The organism is Mesorhizobium kowhaii (genome assembly GCF_003253745.1).
GTDB classification, from domain to species: domain Bacteria; phylum Pseudomonadota; class Alphaproteobacteria; order Rhizobiales; family Rhizobiaceae; genus Mesorhizobium; species Mesorhizobium kowhaii.
The window spans coordinates 242,633-259,414 of the sequence record NZ_MZXV01000040.1 but is presented as its reverse complement, the minus strand read 5'-3'; the positions used below and the strand labels follow the sequence as shown (position 1 = coordinate 259,414).

15 protein-coding genes are annotated in these 16,782 nt (G+C 61.2%); 10 read left to right on the top strand and 5 right to left on the bottom strand.

What is annotated here, in order from left to right; translation table 11 throughout:
• Positions 1-246 precede the first annotated feature (246 nt).
• From B5V02_RS20265 to B5V02_RS41700, 6 genes are all read left to right on the top strand, one after another.
• On the top strand, positions 247-726 hold the full coding sequence (locus B5V02_RS20265) for a MarR family winged helix-turn-helix transcriptional regulator (RefSeq protein WP_027038640.1): 480 nt from the start codon (positions 247-249) through the stop codon (positions 724-726).
• A complete protein-coding gene (locus tag B5V02_RS20260; RefSeq protein WP_111545884.1) occupies positions 723-1,904 on the top strand; it encodes an HlyD family secretion protein in 1,182 nt (393 codons plus the stop codon). The genes B5V02_RS20265 and B5V02_RS20260 overlap by 4 nt, the downstream gene beginning before the upstream one ends.
• A gap of 311 nt (positions 1,905-2,215) precedes the next feature.
• Positions 2,216-3,751, top strand: coding sequence for a DHA2 family efflux MFS transporter permease subunit (locus B5V02_RS20255; RefSeq protein WP_111545883.1), 1,536 nt, complete (start codon positions 2,216-2,218; stop codon positions 3,749-3,751).
• Positions 3,752-3,781: 30 nt separating this feature from the next.
• Entirely contained in the window at positions 3,782-3,910 is a 129-nt protein-coding gene (locus tag B5V02_RS42280) for a hypothetical protein (protein ID WP_281004957.1), read from the top strand.
• Between the two features lie 240 nt (positions 3,911-4,150).
• Positions 4,151-5,329: a PAS-domain containing protein gene (locus tag B5V02_RS41705; RefSeq protein ID WP_245446043.1), complete on the top strand. Its 1,179-nt coding sequence runs from the start codon at positions 4,151-4,153 to the stop codon at positions 5,327-5,329.
• 21 nt (positions 5,330-5,350) lie between these two features.
• Positions 5,351-6,832, top strand: a complete 1,482-nt coding sequence (locus tag B5V02_RS41700) for a bifunctional diguanylate cyclase/phosphodiesterase (RefSeq protein ID WP_245446041.1) — start codon at positions 5,351-5,353, stop codon at positions 6,830-6,832.
• 70 nt (positions 6,833-6,902) lie between these two features.
• Here B5V02_RS41700 and B5V02_RS20245 read toward each other — a convergent pair whose 3' ends face one another.
• Together B5V02_RS20245 and B5V02_RS20240 are read right to left on the bottom strand one after the other, a co-directional pair.
• Positions 6,903-7,415, bottom strand: a complete 513-nt coding sequence (locus B5V02_RS20245) for a CAP domain-containing protein (RefSeq protein ID WP_111545882.1) — start codon at positions 7,413-7,415, stop codon at positions 6,903-6,905.
• Between the two features lie 178 nt (positions 7,416-7,593).
• Positions 7,594-8,817: a TadE/TadG family type IV pilus assembly protein gene (locus B5V02_RS20240; protein WP_111545881.1), complete on the bottom strand. Its 1,224-nt coding sequence runs from the start codon at positions 8,815-8,817 to the stop codon at positions 7,594-7,596.
• Between the two features lie 301 nt (positions 8,818-9,118).
• On the opposite strand from B5V02_RS20240, the gene B5V02_RS20235 reads away from it, so the two are divergent.
• Positions 9,119-9,943, top strand: coding sequence for a DUF2189 domain-containing protein (locus tag B5V02_RS20235; protein WP_111545880.1), 825 nt, complete (start codon positions 9,119-9,121; stop codon positions 9,941-9,943).
• 58 nt (positions 9,944-10,001) lie between these two features.
• Here B5V02_RS20235 and B5V02_RS20230 read toward each other — a convergent pair whose 3' ends face one another.
• A complete protein-coding gene (locus B5V02_RS20230; RefSeq protein ID WP_095086701.1) occupies positions 10,002-10,634 on the bottom strand; it encodes a LysE family translocator in 633 nt (210 codons plus the stop codon).
• 232 nt (positions 10,635-10,866) lie between these two features.
• A complete protein-coding gene (locus tag B5V02_RS20225; RefSeq protein WP_167458571.1) occupies positions 10,867-12,852 on the bottom strand; it encodes a TadE/TadG family type IV pilus assembly protein in 1,986 nt (661 codons plus the stop codon).
• A gap of 324 nt (positions 12,853-13,176) precedes the next feature.
• Between B5V02_RS20225 and B5V02_RS20220 the strand changes: the two genes are divergently transcribed.
• Both B5V02_RS20220 and B5V02_RS20215 read left to right on the top strand, forming a co-directional pair.
• On the top strand, positions 13,177-14,037 hold the full coding sequence (locus tag B5V02_RS20220; RefSeq protein ID WP_167458580.1) for a TIGR01459 family HAD-type hydrolase: 861 nt from the start codon (positions 13,177-13,179) through the stop codon (positions 14,035-14,037).
• 6 nt (positions 14,038-14,043) lie between these two features.
• The gene (locus tag B5V02_RS20215) at positions 14,044-15,024 is read left to right on the top strand and encodes a bifunctional riboflavin kinase/FAD synthetase (RefSeq protein WP_111545878.1); all 981 of its coding nucleotides are present in this window, start codon (positions 14,044-14,046) and stop codon (positions 15,022-15,024) included.
• A gap of 57 nt (positions 15,025-15,081) precedes the next feature.
• On the opposite strand, the gene B5V02_RS20210 is transcribed toward B5V02_RS20215, so the two are convergent.
• Positions 15,082-15,636, bottom strand: a complete 555-nt coding sequence (locus B5V02_RS20210; protein WP_111545923.1) for an HdeD family acid-resistance protein — start codon at positions 15,634-15,636, stop codon at positions 15,082-15,084.
• A 188-nt stretch (positions 15,637-15,824) separates the two neighbouring features.
• Here B5V02_RS20210 and B5V02_RS20205 point away from each other — a divergent pair, with 188 nt between their 5' ends.
• Positions 15,825-16,631, top strand: a complete 807-nt coding sequence (locus B5V02_RS20205) for a MipA/OmpV family protein (RefSeq protein ID WP_111545877.1) — start codon at positions 15,825-15,827, stop codon at positions 16,629-16,631.
• Positions 16,632-16,782: the final 151 nt, after the last annotated feature.

The window sequence follows — 16,782 nt, the reverse complement described above, 5'->3', positions numbered from 1 at the left end:
CCTGACCAGCGGCTGTACATCAATATGTCACACGCGACCAGAGTATAGACCGCTGCGGTCGAAGCTGCGCCTCCCAGTGCGCACACCCCGATACGGTGGAAGGGTCATGCCGACTGCCATGGCCACCGGCCAGACGTTCACCACTCGCTAACCATGATTGCGAAGCACGACTGTCATGCACATTTGCCGGCTTCTGGTGCAACGCAGCATCTTGAATAATAAGCACGCTTATTATATATGCCGCTCATGGTTTCTGATGGCATAGACAGATTGGGCTTCCTGATCCACGACGTGCAGCGCCTGATGCGCAAGCGCTTCGAGGCGAGAGCCAGTGGCTTGGGGCTTTCTTCGGCGCAATGGCGGCTTCTGGTCCGCGTTGCCAAGGAAGACGGTGTCGCGCAGGCGCGGCTGGCCGAACTTCTCGAAATCGAGCCGATCAGCGTTTCGCGCTTGGTCGACCGCATGGAGGAGGGGGGCTGGATCGAGCGTCGCTCCGACGCCGCCGATCGCCGCGTCCGCATGATCTTCCTGACGCCCAAGGCGAGTGACGCCTACGCCGTGATCAAGAGCATTGCCGGAGAGGTTTATGAGGAATCGCTGGTCGGCGTGAAGCCGGAAGCCCGTCGCGTCCTTATCGAGGGGCTTGAGGCGATGGTCCGCAACCTGACTGACGACGAGACGCCGTCCATAGAAAAAGTGAAGAATACAGAGGGCGCAGCAGCATGAACGCGGTAGCCAAGATAGACGAGAAGGTGACCGAGCTGGAAATGGACGCGGCGGCGCAGCCGGCCACGGCCCCGGTGGCGGTTGCTCCTCCGGTACAGCCGGCCCCGGCGCCGATGAAGAAAAAGCGCCGGCTGGGCCGCTCTCTGCTGATGGTTGCGCTGCCTGCGGCGCTGGCTATCGGCGGCGGTTACGTCTGGGTCACCGGCGGCCGCTACCAGGAAACGGAAAACGCCAATCTGCAGCAGGCCAAGGTGTCGATCGCTTCCGACACGGCGGGCCGCATCGTTCAGGTCGACATTGCCGACAACCAGCTGGTCAAGCAAGGTGATGTGCTGTTTGCCATCGACCCTGAGCCCTACCGGATCGCACTGGCTCAGGCCGACGCGGCGGTGGCGGGCGCTCGTCTCAATGTCGAGCAGCTGCGCGCGGCCTATGGCCAGTCGATGGCTCAGCAAAAGTCCGATGCCAGTGAGGTCGCCTTCGCCCAGTCGCAGTTCGACCGCGCCGCCGACCTTGCCCAGAAGGGCATCAACGCCAAGTCGTCGCTCGACCAGGCCAAGAACGATCTCGACAAGGCCAAGCAGCAGCTGGCCGTTGCCGAGCAAGGCATCATCAGCGCCAAGGCAGCCCTTGGTGGCAATCCCGACATCGAGACCGACAAGCATCCGACCGTGATGGCCGCGCTCGCCGCGCGCGACAAGGCGGCCTACGACCTGGCGCAGAGCACGGTCAAGGCGCCGGCCGACGGTGTCGTCAGCCAGGCCTCGTCGTTCAAGGTCGGTCAGTATGTCGGCTCAGGCACGCCGCTGTTTGCGCTGGTCGAGACCGGCGATACCTGGATCGAAGCCAATTTCAAGGAAACCCAGCTCACCCACATGAAGCCCGGCCAGAAGGCCGAGATCGTGGTCGACACCTATCCGGGGCGCACCTTCGAGGCGACGGTCAAGGCGATAGGTGCCGGCACGGGAGCCGAGTTCTCGCTGCTGCCGGCGCAGAATGCCACCGGCAACTGGGTCAAGGTCACGCAACGCATTCCGGTGCGCCTGGAGCTGACCGATGCCGACGCCAAGATGGCGTTGCGCACCGGCATGAGCGCGACCGTTACCGTCGACACCGGCGTTGCCCGCGGGTTTCCCACCATATTCGGCCACGCCACGGCGGGCGAGGCGGCGGAGTAAAATCGGCGGAAGCCCGTGGGGAACCAAGCGGGTGGAAGCCGGTAGCAGGATTGGTCTGAAGGAAGGAGTGGGAAGGATCAGCGTTTGGTTGGAGCCGCGTCGCGACTCGGCCGGAATCTGAAATCTTCGACACGGACCCGTCGGTCCTCATGTTTCCGGGCGGCAGGCATCCGCTCAATCGAGACTTTCGGTCGATGTAACCCCCACATCGATAAATCGCGTCCCACCGCGATGAGGGTCTCTCAACGGAAGGCCTTGCCGCCCGGAAACCCACCGTACACGATTTTGTTACCTGCCGGAAGTTCCGCATCATGAGCACGCCCGAACCGTTCAAAGAAGTGCCGCATCGTGGCCTGATCACGGTCGCGCTCATGCTGGCGACGATCATGCAGGCGCTCGACACGACGATCGCCAACGTCGCGCTGCCGACCATGACCGGCGATCTCGGCGCCTCCCCGGACAACATCAACTGGGTGCTGACCTCCTACATCGTTGCCGCCGCCATCATGACGCCGGTCACCGGCTGGCTGGCCGACCGCTTCGGCCGCAAGGAACTGTTCCTGACGGCGGTGGTCGGCTTCACGGTGTTCTCGATGCTGTGCGGCATCGCCTGGAGCCTGGAGAGCATAGTGTTCTTCCGGCTGATGCAAGGCGTGTTCGGCGCCGCGATTGTGCCGTTGTCGCAGACCTTCCTGCTCGACATCAACCCGAGGGAACGCCATGGCCAGGCGATGGCCATCTGGGGCGCCGGCATCATGCTGGGGCCAATTCTGGGCCCGACGCTCGGTGGCTGGCTGACCGAGAATTTCAACTGGCGCTGGGTGTTCTTCATCAACCTGCCGGTCGGCATTGTCGCCTTCCTCGGCATGGCCGCCTATTTGCCGGCTGTTGCTCGGCGGGTGCGCGGTTTCGATTTCTTCGGCTTCGCCATGATATCGCTCGGCGTCGGCGCGCTTCAGCTGCTGCTCGATCGGGGCGGCGAGGTCGACTGGTTTTCCTCGAATGAGATCTGGATCGAGCTTGGTCTTTCGCTGACCGGCTTCTGGGTGTTCATCATCCACACCGTGACGGCCGAACATCCCTTCATCGATCCCAAGATATTCCTCGACCGCAATTTCGTCACCGGGCTGGCGTTCATCTTCGTCATGGGTGTACTCATCCTGGCGAGCATGTCGCTGCTGCCGCCGATGCTGTCGACCATCTTCGGCTATCCGACCATCACCATTGGCGTTGTCCTTGGGCCACGTGGTGTCGGCACGATGATTTCGATGCTCGTCGTCGGGCGGCTCATGAGCAGGATCGACGCCAGGATACTCGTCGTCATCGGCTTTCTGCTGACCGCGCAATCACTCTACACAATGTCCAGCTTCACGCCGCAGATGGACAACTGGCTGATCATCAGCTCCGGCGTCATCCAGGGCCTGGGAATGGGAATGGTGTTCGTGCCGCTGTCGACCGTGGCCTTCGCCACGCTTGACGTGCGCTTCCGCACCGATGCCACGGCCTTGTTCAGCTTGGTGCGCAATCTTGGCTCGTCCATCGGCGTGTCGGTGGTGACGGTTCTGATGGTGCGCAACACGCAGGTCAATCACACCGAGCTTTCGGCGTTCATCAATCCGTTCAACCCCAATCTGTGGGCGGTCTCGCCGGCGGCCGCAAGCGGCGATCCAATGGCGCTTTCGGAGGTTGATCGTATGGTCAATCTGCAGGCGATGATGATCTCTTACGTCAATGACTTCAAAATACTCATGGTGATGACCCTGATTTCCATTCCGTTTGTTTTCCTGCTGCGCAAGCCAAAACAGGCGCCGGCCGGTGGCGCACCCGCCGCCGCCCACATGGACTAGATGCCGTCGCCCTCAAGGCTGTAAGTCTCCATGGCAACCAGTCTGGAGATCATGATCATGCAGCCTGCATTCCCGGTGTTCGATCTCGGGCGGTTCGAAAACTCCGGCACCGAGGAGAAAAGGCGCTCGGCGCCGAAGTTCAAGGCGACAATCAAGTAGGGCTAGGCACGGTCATGTAGCGGCGATTGTCGGCCGAATTCATCCTGATATCGAAGAATACTGAGCCTGGAAGCTCAAAATAGGTTCGAGAACAGTCCTTTTTGATCAGGTATCCAGGATCCACGGCTCCGATTTCTATCTGGTTCATCTGCTATTAGTATTTCAGTAACACTATGGGCAGACTTTCCGTTTGCAAGCGAGCGGTATTTTTTTCCGGACACCAAACCGGAGGAACTCTGTTTGGTCACGAAATCATCCAGGCTGGCCACCAAGGCGCCCGAGTCGAACGGTCTGGCCGTACTGGCAAAACTGGCGACTGCTTCCTACGAAACCCTTGAGCACGAGCTTCGGGCTACGATCGTCGGACTCGAAGGGCAGGCGCTCCGATTCAAGACGGTGATCGACAACATCTCGCAAGGCATCTGCTTTTTCGACGCCGATGAACGGCTGATCCTGTCCAACCGTCGCTATGCGGAGATCTACCGCATTGCGCCCGAGCAATTGCAGCCGGGCCTGATATTGAGCGAAATCATCGAACGCCGCGTCGCTGCCAGGACATCTGCGATGGCTACCGACGCCTATCTCGCGTTGGCCCGGTCGGTCAATTCGGGCAAGGCTTCGAGGGTCTGGACAGCCAACCTTGTCGACGGTCGGACAATTCAGGTCTGCCACCAACCTATGCCCGATGGCAGTTGGGTGGCCACCCATGAGGACATTACGGAACTCACGGCGAATCGTCTGATTGCGGACGAACGCATTTCGCTGCAAACACTGATCGACTGGGTGCCCGCCTATCTGTGGGTCAAGGACACCGAAAGCCGCTTCGTCGTGGTCAACAGCGCCCTTGCGTCCGACAGTGACCGGGAGCAGACAAGCGACATGATCGGTTTGACCGATTTTGATCTCCATGCCCCCGAACTTGCGCAGAAATTTTGCCTGATCGAGCAGAACGTCCTCAATAGCGGACAACCGATGATCGACGAGGAGGAGTTTGTTGTCGATGCGTCAGGCGCCGGCAAATGGCTCTCGTCGACGAAGGTGCCGTTGCGCAATGTCCAGAATGATATCTTCGGTCTGGTTGGCATCGCCCACGACATCACGGTCCGCAAGCAGGCGGACATCCTTCGAAACGGGCAGGCGAACATCCTGGAGATGATAGCGACGAGCGCTCCGCTCGAAGATGTGCTCGACCGCCTCATGTGCCTCGTTGAATCTCAGCTGACGGGGATATTCGGTTCCGTCTTGCTGCTAGACAAGGACGGCAGCCATTTGCGGCACGGCGCCGCGCCGAGCCTGGCGAAAGACTATACCGTTCTCATCGACGGGATCGCCATCGGTCCCAAGGTAGGGTCCTGTGGAACCGCCGTTTATCGGCGGGAGCCGGTCATTGTCGCCGACATCCTGCAGGATCCCCTCTAGGAAGATTACCGCGAGCTGGTGGTGCCCTACGGCTATCGTTCGTGCTGGTCGACCCCGATCCTGTCGCATCAAGGTGCCGTGTTGGGTGTCTTTGCGATGTATTCGATGACGGTGCGTGAACCGATCGAGGCCGAGACTCGGCTGATTGACTTCACGACGCACATCGCCGGGATCGCGATCGAGCGCAAACTGGCTGAAGATCAGATCCACTTCATGGCCAATCACGATGTGCTGACGGGGCTTCCCAATCGCGCCTTGCTGGAGGACCGGCTTTCTCAAGCGATCTTGTACGCGCAGCGATACGATCGCTGGGTGACAGTGGTGTTCATCGATCTGGACAATTTCAAACTCGTCAATGACACGCTGGGCCACAATGCCGGAGACGAACTGCTGAAGACTGTCGCCGGCCGTATGGTTGAATGCGTAAGGGCGACCGATACCGTCGTGCGGCTTGGCGGCGACGAATTTGTCATCGTTCTGTTCGACCAGCCTACGAATGTCGATCTCATTTCGGAGACCTTGCAAATGATCCGGGCAGCGATTGCAGCGCCGGTTCATATCGGAGAGCATCACCTGAGGACGACGGCCAGCATCGGCATCGCAAACTACCCCAACGATGGGGCGAGCCCGGAAGCACTCCTGGCCAATGCCGATGCGGCCATGTATCGCGCAAAAGAGCTCGGCCGCGACAATTTCCAGTTTTACACTCCCGAATTCAACTCGAGGGCGCATGAAAAATTCGTGCTTCAGGGGGAATTGCGAAATGCCGTGGCCCGCTCGGAATTCGTGCTGCTCTATCAGCCGCAGGTCGATCTTCGCTCGGGGCGCGTCTTTGCGGTCGAAGCGTTGATACGCTGGAACCATCCGACACTGGGCGTGGTACCGCCGATGACGTTCATCCCGACCGCCGAGGAGACAGGTTTGATCGTGCCGATCGGCGACTGGGTTCTGCATGAAGCCTGTCGACAGAACAAGGCCTGGCAGGACGCGGGTCTGCCGCCGATGACCGTTTGCGTGAATGTGTCGGCACGACAATTCAAGGAAAAGAACCTGGTCGGACGTGTCGTCAATGCACTCAGGGACAGTGGCCTGGAGGCAAGCTATCTTGAGCTGGAATTGACCGAAAGCCTCATCATGCAAGACACAGAATTGGCGGTCGCGACGATGAACGAACTGCAAAGCCTGGGCGTTCAGATCTCCATCGACGATTTCGGGACGGGCTATTCAAGCCTCAGCGCACTCAAGACGTTTCCGGTTGCGCGACTAAAGATCGATAAATCCTTCATCAACGACGTCGCCGAAGACGAAAACGATCAGGCTGTTGCCAGCGCCGTAATTTCGTTGGGTCAAAAGCTGAACATGAGGGTTATCGCCGAAGGCGTCGAAACCGACGATCAAATCGCCTTCCTGCTCAAAAACAATTGCGATGAAATGCAGGGCTATCATTTCAGCAAACCGGTCTCCGCACGGGACATCGAAAATTTGCTCAACCACAAGGATTGATGGATCAGCCGTCGGCCTACCACGCAGCTTGACGAAGAAGACAAGCGGCCGATGACGACATGCCGGCTCCCTATTTCCCGAGCACAAGGCTCCAGTAGCGCAGGGCGCTATCGCGGCCGTCGCGCACGTAGGCGAGGCCAAAGCGGGTGAAGCGCGGGTCGAGCATGTTGCGGCGATGGCCAGGTGAATGAACCCAGATATCGAACAGTTTCTGCTGATCGAAGCGGCCCTCGGCGATGTTCTCGGCGGCCGCGCCTGCGATGCCATTGCCCTTGACGCGCGAGGCAAAATCCTTGCCCCAGCCGGTGGTGTGGCTCATGCGGCCACGCCGCGCCATATAGCCGGCCTGCTGCAGGGCGGCCTGCTCGAGCTGTGGGTCGGTAACCAATGGCGGCAGCCCCGCCGAAGCGCGGATACTGGTCAATGTGCTGGTGGCGGAAGAGGAGACCCCGGCGCCTTCGCCGGTCGGCAGCACCGTGGTGGCGCAAGCAGCCAGCCCAGCCAGCGCGACGAGGCCGGCAGCCTTGAGCAGCACACGCCTGTTCAAATTTGCTTGTTGATTCTCGGTTTTTGCAACGCTCATGCCTGCCTGACATAGTCGCGATCATGGCTTTTGCCGGGCAGGGCCGTCAAATTGCGAAACTGCACAGCGATTGGAACCCTTGTGTTGGTTGGGTTATGCCGCTGATGTTCAATCGATGCCTTTCCGTTTGAGCGGCCGGCGCCGCCGAGACGTCAGGTCAAAACGTGGGAGGCGTCTCTCATTTCACCAGAGTGATCATCCGGTCGGCATACATTGCGCGATTTCCAAGCGCCGCCGCGCAGTCCGACTTGACGGATGAGTTTCCGGTCATCTGCACCGTCATGCCGACAAGCCTGAGGCAGTCGCCCTGGCCGCTCATATCAGAATTACCGGCGTAGGAAATCGGCGCGTCCGGCGCGTAGATGAAACCGCTGAGCACGGAATTTGCGCCGCCGTTCAACGTCAAGGCAGACGTATTCCCGTGATCCTGAAAAATAGTGATGCCGGCATAAGTGCCGCTGGTCGGCGGGGACAGGTTCACCGTCTCATTGGCATTTATGTAGATCTGCGCGCTTTCCATGAGGAATATAGTCACGCCCTGGCCAGTCAGGCTGCCGTTTCCCCCTGGCTTGATGGTGGTGCCGCGCATGATGTAGACGCCCGGATTGAGCGTGATATTTCCCGACAATGTCTTGTCGCAGTAAGTGCCGGGCGACAGCGTGTAGGTTTTGCCGTTCGGGACCGGCAAACACAATGTGTAGGGGGGAGGAATGACGTCGGCCAGTGGATCAAAAGATGCGTATTGATGTTCGTGCGGCGTTCCGCAGGTGAGACTGGCGCTGGGTGGCAAGAGCCCGCTGGTGCCGCCGACGGTTGAGACACAGCCCGCTGAAACCAGAGCGGAGCCGCCCCTATTGACGGCATCGGACGCGTCCGAGTTCGCCGCGATCACGCAACTGTCCATCGAGACATTGGTCGAGCCTTGCAGGCTCACGGCGGCGGACGCATGCGGATCGAGCGCCAGCACGCAGGCCTGCGCGCCAGGTTTTATCTTGACCGAGGCCGTGCGGTAGGCCTGCCAGGGGGCCGAGTCACCGATGAAGCTTGGGCGGCTTATACTGGACGACAGCGAGATAAAGTAGGCGCTTGGGCTGCCGCTGGCCGTTGCCGCGAAAGCGGAGACGCTGCCCGAATATTCCTGCGGGTCGGCCGCGCTCATGTTTGCGGCGAAGAATTGCAGCCCAAACTGACGAACATCGTCAGCCGTCATATCGGGAGAGAACTTCGTGCCGATGGCCAGCCCCGCCGCGTCCAGGGAGTTCTGTAGTTGCGCGGCGTCATGGCTCGTGCCGACCAGATCAATGGCGCCGGCCACACCAAGTATCATCGGTAGCGTCGCTACAACGGTCGCCATGGCAAAGTTGCCGCGCTCCGAAGACCAGAAGCCTTTCAATGCGAACATCGCCCCTCGCCAAACCTTGTAAAGCCCAAGCGATACGACAGGGGTCTCTACGGGCCATTTCAGTAAATGCTAAAATGCGAAATGCTAAAATGCAGCGCAATGGTCGGCCAAAAACGAAAGCCTGCCAAGGCACGGCCATATGAGAGGCGCCAGGGAGGGATGAACATAACCAGGAACTGCTCCAGGCCACTGACGCGGCGACAACCAGCGCCAAGTCTGTTATCGTGACTCTCGTTCTACTAGTGGCAGCTGCGGGCGGCCATCCAGGCGATGACCGCCCCCGACTCACGGGAGGAAGGTTATGGCCGGCTTTCATGTCATGGCGGACGCACGCGGAATGCACGTGCAGCCCACGGTGCGCCGTATCACCACGGCGGATCTCAGGGATGCGCTGCGCCTCGGCGCCGAGGATTTCTGGGCAAAACCGTCGCACTACGTGTTCCTGTGCCTGATCTACCCCGTCGTCGGTCTGATCCTGACGCGATGGACGTCCGGCGCCAACGCCATCCAGCTCATCTATCCCCTGATGTCGGGGTTCGCACTGGTCGGTCCGTTTGCCGCCCTCGGTCTTTACGAGATCAGCCGCCGGCGCGAGCTCGGCATGAACACTTCCTGGCGGCATGCTCTCGACGTGCGCCGCTCGCCAGCGATTCCGTCGATCGCGGTGATCGGTATCATGCTGGTGGCGCTGTTCCTGTTGTGGCTCTACACCGCGCAGTCGATCTACACCGGTCTGTTCGGCGACCAGCCGCCGGCATCGATCGGCAGCTTTGTCCGCGAGGTGCTGACGACCGGCAAGGGCTGGACGCTGATCCTCGCCGGCAACGCCGCCGGTTTCGTCTTCGCCGTGGTCGTGCTCGCCACCACCGTGGTTGCCTTTCCACTGCTGCTCGACCGCGATGTCGGCGCCGTTTCGGCCATCGAGACCTCGGCGCGCGCGGTGATGGCAAACCCGCTGCAGATGGCACTGTGGGGGTTGTTGGTTGCCGTGCTGCTGGTGATCGGCTCGATCCCGCTGTTTGCCGGGCTCGCAGTGGTCATGCCGGTGCTCGGCCATGCCACCTGGCATCTCTACCGCAAGGTGGTCGAGCCGGAGCGGGCGCAGCAAATCCGGCGGCCGATGTAGGCAAGCCGTAAGATCCTGGCAACACAGCCGATGCGACCGCTGCTTTGCAGTTTTGCTCTCAGCGCTGCGCGTCGGTAGCCATCTTCAGCGCGAGCGCCATCAGCACCGTGCCCATCATCCAGCGCTGGATGACCAGCCACAGCGGCCGTCCGGCGAGGAAAGTGGCAATCGAACCGGCCGTCACCGCGATGATGGCATTGACGCTGAGGCTGATCGATATCTGCGTCGCACCGAGCACCAGAAGCTGCGACAGGACATGGCCTTTGTCCAGGCTGATGAACTGCGGCAGCAGCGACAGATAGAGCACGGCCACCTTCGGATTGAGCAGATTGGTCATCAGGCCCATGGCGAACAGCTTGCGCGGCCGGTCCCTCGGCAATTCGCGCACCTGGAATGGCGAGCGTCCGCCCGGCTTCACCGCTTGCCAGGCCAGCCACAGGAGATAGAGCACGCCGGCAAAGCGCAGCGCGTCATAGGCATAGGGCACGGCAAGCAGCAGCGCGGTGATGCCGAATGCCGCCGCCAGCACATAGAAGACAAAGCCGAGCGCCACGCCACCAAGTGAGATTAGCCCCGCCTTTGGCCCTTGCGACAGGGAACGCGAGATCAGGTAGATCATGTTGGGGCCTGGCGTCAGCACCATGCCGAGGCAGACCAGCGCGAAGGCGAGATGGTTGGCGGTTTCGGGCATCTGTTCGTTCCCCTGCGCGCCGCTGTGGATGTGCGGAAAGCGAGCGGCCAATATCTGCCCGCACCGGCAGGCGCCCGCAAGAGCATGGCCGCGCCAGCCGTTGCGCCAGAGGGCTGCCAGTGCATGTCGCCCAAAAGTGGCCCGGTCTTGGGAGAACGACATGCATAAAAACAAAGACCTAAAGCGCGTCGCCTGAATCCGTTCAAACGCGACGCGCTTTAGTGCCTTCGGATCAGCTGACGACGCGCAGGTTCGACAATTCGTTGCCGATTTCCTTGAAATCGTTCGACAAGGTGGCGCCGGTGGCGTTCCAGAACAGCTTGGCCGGCTTGCTCGCGTCCGTCGGATCCTTGCGGAAGCGCGAGTTCGACGAGCAGGATTTCAGCGCCGCGATCGCCGCTTGATCGGCGGTTTTGGTCGTGGACAGGTCGAGCGCCACCGTCATCACCATGATGTTGGCGGCCTTGGCGTTGTTGCAAAGCGTCGCCATCTGCTCGTTGAGTGCGCCTGTGTAATTGCCGTTCGAATAGTCCAACTGGCCAATGGCGCTCGATGTGCCCAGAAACAGGCGGCCGACCGAAGTGCCGTTGTAGCCGGGGTTGAGATAGCCATAGGACGCATAGGTCGACTTCGAATCGGCAGGGTCGGAGTAGCCGAGCGACGAAGGCGTGTAGTAGGTGTTGGCGCCGTCGGTCAGCACGATCACGACCTTGTCGTTGCCTCGTTCTGCTTCCGGGCGTCCTTGCGTGAACGGCTCGCCGCTCGAAACCACCCGCCAGCCCCAGGCCATGCCCTCGGGAACGCTGGTGCCCCCATTCGGCTGCATCAGGTCGATCGCGGCCTTGATCGAGGTGAGTCCGTCGGCGACGCTGACATCGGTCAATGGCGTGATCGGGTTGGTGGTGCAGCTGTAGTTCGGACCGTTGCCAGCCGGCAGCGCCGGCGCATCGATCGGCCGCGGCTGAAAATATTTGGCCATGTTGCGCAGCCGGGATTGGCCGGTGCTGCTCGTCGGGTCGTCATTCCACCAGCTGTTCACAGCGCCATAGGTTGTCGGCATGGCCTCATCGGGATCCTGGGTGAGCTTCCAATGGTTGCCGGGTTCGTCCGGGGCGAACATCGGCACGAACATCGTTGCCGGATCGCCGACCCCTATGCCGGTGTTCGCCGAGCCGCCGGACGGCGGCGCGTCGCTGACATTGTAGGGGTAGGGGCGGGCCTCGACACAGCCCTGCCAACTGGCGAACGGGCCATAGGAATCGATGTAGTCATACTCGTCGTGGTTTCGTTTGCAGGTGTTGTTCGAGTTGTACTCGTCGCACACCACGCGCTTGCTGTTGGTGACACGCTCGTGGTTGGTGACAACCTTAATGTCGTGGTAGAGCGAAAACCGGGTCAACATCTGGCCTTCATCGGCACCCCATCCGGAGCCGCGCTTGTACCAGATGCCGTTGGTCTGCTGGGCGTATTTGGCGGCCGTGTTCAGCGTCGACCAGTCGAAGTTCTCGTTCGATACCGGCGACAGGCCTTCGGTGTCCATCCAGGATGCATTGCCGTTGCTGGCACCGACATTGACCGAGGCGGCAAACGGCACGAGGCCGAATTGCACCGGCTTGTCGACCTGCTTGATCATTGCCGCTTGCTGGGCCAGCGTGTCGACCAGCTGTTTGGCCGCAGTTTTGAGAAGATCGATGCGCTTTTGCCCCGAGCCGGTTCCGGTGGTGGTCATCGATCCGGAATTGTCGAGCACCAGGGCAACTTCCAGAGTGTTCTTCAACCGCACTTCCGAGGTGACGTCGAAGCTGATCTTCTGGTTCGCGTCGGTTTGGGATTTGCCGACGAGCTGGCCGAAGGCAGGATAGAAATAGGGCTTGTAGTCAAGCCGCGCGCTCATCTTGAGCAAGCCGCCGCCGGTGGTGTTGCTCGGCAAGGTGACGTTGAGCGTCGTATTGGCGGCATCGACGTTGTTGAGGTTGGCGTTGAAGAAGTCGAGCGCATAGGCTCTCAACTGGTCGTCGGTCGCACCTTCCGTCAACCGTCGCGCCGTGGCGAAGTTGGCGGCATCGAGCGCATTCAACACCGCCTGCTTTTCACGGTTCATCTCGGTGAAGTCGACCGCCATCGCCAGGCCGCCCATCAGCGGAACCATCGCAACGACCGTCATAAGAGCATAGTTGCCGCGTTTGTCGCGGCAGAACCGACGCCAGAGTTCATGCATGTATTGCTGCGGCCCCCGCCGGCGGATTCTTGACCAGGCGTCAACTTTCCACAAAACGCTGAAGGACGGGTTTGGGAAACCGCTCGATTGCTTGGTCCGCGCTTCACCAACCGCTAACCAATCCGGCAACCTTGCTCATCATCCGATGTGGATCACCTCACGGGCCTGTGGACATCTCGCGTTGGCAAAAAGGCCGATCAACTGATGATACGCAGGCGTCCGGGCGAAAGCTGGTGACAGGTCGGGGCGGTTCGGCTAATCCGAACCGGCTGCGGCGAACCGTCGGCCGCGGTGCTCGCAATGATCATGACTGAAGGAAACGGCATGGCGGCTTCGCCTGAAATCATCGGCTCGCTCGAAGACGTGTCGAAGGCTTATTCGGCAATCCTGTGCGATGTCTGGGGTGTGGTGCACAATGGCGAGAGGCACTTTCCTGTCGCAGCCTTGGCGCTGGCGAGGGCTCGAGGGGCAGCAATCCCCGTTGTCCTGATCACCAATTCGCCGCGCAGAAGTGCCGATGTGGTGGCGCAGATGAACGCGATCGGCGTGCCACCATCAGCCTACGACCGTGTCGTCACATCAGGCGACGTGACCCGCGACCTGATCGCCGAGGGCCCCCGAAAAATCTTCCATATTGGCGCCGACCGCGATTTCACGCTCTATGACGGTCTCGACGTCGAGCTTGTCGAGGAATTCGAGGCGTCCGGCGTCGTCTGCACCGGTCTGTTCGATGACGAGGTCGAGAAGCCCGAGGACTACACGGAGCTTCTGCGGCGGTTGCGCGCCAGGAACCTGCCCTTCATCTGTGCAAATCCCGATATCGTGGTCGAGCGCGGCGAGCGCATCATCTGGTGTGCCGGCGCGCTGGCACGCGACTATGCCCAGCTCGGCGGCCGCACATTGATCGCCGGAAAACCTTACGCGCCGGTCTATAACGTCGCGATGAAGGAGGTTGTGGAGCTTCTTGGCCGGCCGCTCGAGCGTTCGCAGGTGTTGGCCATCGGCGACGGCATGATGACCGACGTGAAGGGCGCGGTCGACAATGGTTTCGACGTTCTCTATGTGTCCGGCGGCATCCATGCACGCGATTATGGCGATGCATTGCAACCGGATCCGGCAAGGCTGGCGACCTTCCTGGAAAAGCATGGGTATCGTCCGGTGGCTGTCATTCCCAGACTGCGGTAGGTGACGATGGCGGCCTTCCAGCACATTTTGGCAACCGCGCCGCTGCCCGCCGATTTGCGTGGCGGCGTGGTGGCGATCGGCAATTTCGACGGTGTCCATCGCGGCCATCAGACGGTGCTCGAGCGAGCCCTGGCCGAGGCCGGGCGGCGCGGAGTACCAGCATTGGTGCTGACATTCGAACCGCATCCGCGCAAGGTCTTCAGGCCTGACATGCCGTTGTTCGTGCTGACGCCGCCGCCGATGAAGGCGCGGCTCCTGTCGTTGCTGGGGTTTGCCGCGCTCGTCGAGCAGCCGTTCACGCGCGACTTCGCCTCGCTGTCGGCGGAAGCATTCGTGACCGATGTGCTGGAAAAGAACCTTGGCATTACCCACGCCGTGACCGGGTTCGATTTCCATTTCGGCAAGGACCGTCAGGGCGGCCCGGCCTACCTGATGGCGGCCGGCGAGCGTCATGGCTTCGGCGTCACGCTCGTCGACGCCTTTCGTGACGAGGGCGCCGAGGTGGTATCGTCGAGCCGCATCCGCGGCTTGCTGAGCGAGGGCGCGGTGGCCGAGGCCGCCGGACTGCTCGGCTATCGCTTCACCGTCGAAAGCGAGGTGATGGGCGGCCAGCAGCTCGGCCGCACGCTTGGCTTTCCAACCGCGAATATGAGGCTTTCCGCGGAAGCTGCGCTCAAGGAGGGTATCTATGCCGTCCGCTTTCGTCGCGCCGACGGCACGCTTCACGACGGCGTCGCCAGCTTCGGCCGCCGCCCGACCGTCGACGACAATGGAGCGCCGCTGCTGGAAACCTTCGTCTTTGATTTCTCAGGCGACCTTTATGGCGAGGTCTGCCAGGTTTCCTTCTTCGGTTTCCTGCGCCCGGAGGTGAAGTTCGAAGGGCTCGATGCGCTGGTCGCGCAGATGAAGCGCGATGAAGCCGAAGCGCGCGCGCTGCTTGCAGGCGTCAGGCCGCTCTCCGTGCTCGACGCGGCCATGGCGTTCTAAGCATGATCCCGAAAAGTGGGAACCGGTTTTCGGATAAGATCATGCTCAGGCAAAAATCTACTTTTTCAGTGCCAAGCCGACGGCGATGAAGGTCCAACCCTGGAAGATCAGGTCGATGGCCAGAAAGAGCCCCAGCACCCACAGGCTGTTGACCGGCCAGCCCATGGCGATGATCAGGCCGGCAAGCGCGCTGATCACACCGGCCGCGACGATCCAGCCCCAGCCGCGTTCCGGCCTGTGGCTGTAGCCGACCCAGGCCCGGAGCACCCCGGAAGCGACAAGCGCGATCGCAAGCAGGAACGTCAACACCGCCGAAGCAAGCAGCGGATTGTCGAAGGCGAAAAATCCGGCAATGGCATAGAGCAGCCCGCTGAGCAGCCAGTAGAAGAAGCGGCTCCAGGTCTTGACGCCGAAGGCATGCACGATCTCGATGACGCCGGCCATCAGCATCAGCCATCCCACGACATAGACCGAAGCCACGGTGGCGATGAACAGATTGCCGAAGGCAATGCCGCCGAAGATGAGCAGCAGCACGCCGAGCGCGACGAACCATCCCCATTTTGTCCGTGTCTGTTCGATCGCGGTTTTCAAGGTGTCGCCATGCAGGGTCATTGTCGCCATCTCCATCGGGCTCGCGGGATACTGCGCCCTGGAGGTTAGTCCCGGCGCCTGCCAACGTCCAGCCGATGGCGGGATCGCCGCAAACCGCGATCGGATGTCTCGCGTTTAAATCAAATTTTACCAAACGACGGCCAAAGCTTTCATCGGTAAACCGTGTGCGTTGTGTTAGTGGAGTGGCCATGAGTCCGGTCGGAAAAATCTCTGTGGTGTTGGCCGCTGCGGTGCTGGGTGGCGCGGGCGCTGCCAATGCGGGCGAGGGCAGCTGGCTGTCCGGCGACTGGTATCTGACCGTTGGCGCCACCGGCATGATCGCGCCGAATTTCGAGGGCGGCAAGAAATACCTGCTCAGCGCCTCGCCGATCATCTCGCTGGGCAAGGCAGGACCGGCGGCCCGCTTCACCTCACGCAACGACAACATCTCGCTGGCGCTGATCGACGATGGCGGCGTTCGCGCCGGTCTGACCGGCAAGTTCCTGTTTTCCCGTGACGACGACAATGCCGATGAACTGAAGGGCCTCGATCCGGTTCGCTGGGGTGGCGAGGTCGGCGGCTTCTTCGAATTCTATCCGACCGATTGGCTGCGCGCCCGCGCCGAACTGCGCCACGGCATTCGCGCCCATAACGGCTTTGTCGCCGATATCGCCGCTGACGCCTTCTACGATGTGACGCCAACAATCAGGATTTCGGGCGGACCGCGTGTGTCGTTCGCCTCGGCCAAGTATTTCGACGCCTATTATGGCGTCGACGCGCAGGAGGCCGTCGCCTCTGGCCTCAGCGAATATCATCCCGGCGGCGGGCTGAAATCGACCGGCCTCGGTGGCGCCATAACCTGGAAGGTGACGGAGCCGATGACCGCCAGCCTGTTCGGTGAATATTCGCGCCTGATGGGACCGGCGGCCGATTCCAGCCTGGTCAGGGAACGCGGCGACCGCAATCAGTTCATGATCGGCGTGTCGACCACCTACCGCTTCGATTTTACGATGTAATCGAATCGAACGAGAGACACTTTATTCCTGCGCCTATCTCCGCTAAAAGCCCACCGATGACGAGCTTTTCGCGCCTTCACGCGCTGACGATACGAATTACCGGCCCGGTGTTCCGGGCGGCCTGAGGGTCGCCGGAGCCGCCGGGAATCTT

Bases quoted from the DNA above. Each gene is read 5' to 3' on its own strand.
- B5V02_RS20225 (WP_167458571.1), bottom strand. From the start codon at position 12,852: ATGCATGAACTCTGGCGTCGGTTCTGCCGCGACAAACGCGGCAACTAT.
- B5V02_RS20220 (WP_167458580.1), top strand. From the start codon at position 13,177: ATGGCGGCTTCGCCTGAAATCATCGGCTCGCTCGAAGACGTGTCGAAG.
- B5V02_RS20235 (WP_111545880.1), top strand. From the start codon at position 9,119: ATGGCCGGCTTTCATGTCATGGCGGACGCACGCGGAATGCACGTGCAG.
- B5V02_RS20210 (WP_111545923.1), bottom strand. From the start codon at position 15,636: ATGACCCTGCATGGCGACACCTTGAAAACCGCGATCGAACAGACACGG.
- B5V02_RS20245 (WP_111545882.1), bottom strand. From the start codon at position 7,415: ATGAGCGTTGCAAAAACCGAGAATCAACAAGCAAATTTGAACAGGCGT.
- B5V02_RS20265 (WP_027038640.1), top strand. From the start codon at position 247: ATGGTTTCTGATGGCATAGACAGATTGGGCTTCCTGATCCACGACGTG.
- B5V02_RS20205 (WP_111545877.1), top strand. From the start codon at position 15,825: ATGAGTCCGGTCGGAAAAATCTCTGTGGTGTTGGCCGCTGCGGTGCTG.
- B5V02_RS20260 (WP_111545884.1), top strand. From the start codon at position 723: ATGAACGCGGTAGCCAAGATAGACGAGAAGGTGACCGAGCTGGAAATG.
- B5V02_RS20255 (WP_111545883.1), top strand. From the start codon at position 2,216: ATGAGCACGCCCGAACCGTTCAAAGAAGTGCCGCATCGTGGCCTGATC.
- B5V02_RS20240 (WP_111545881.1), bottom strand. From the start codon at position 8,817: ATGTTCGCATTGAAAGGCTTCTGGTCTTCGGAGCGCGGCAACTTTGCC.
- B5V02_RS20230 (WP_095086701.1), bottom strand. From the start codon at position 10,634: ATGCCCGAAACCGCCAACCATCTCGCCTTCGCGCTGGTCTGCCTCGGC.
- B5V02_RS42280 (WP_281004957.1), top strand. From the start codon at position 3,782: ATGGCAACCAGTCTGGAGATCATGATCATGCAGCCTGCATTCCCGGTG.
- B5V02_RS20215 (WP_111545878.1), top strand. From the start codon at position 14,044: ATGGCGGCCTTCCAGCACATTTTGGCAACCGCGCCGCTGCCCGCCGAT.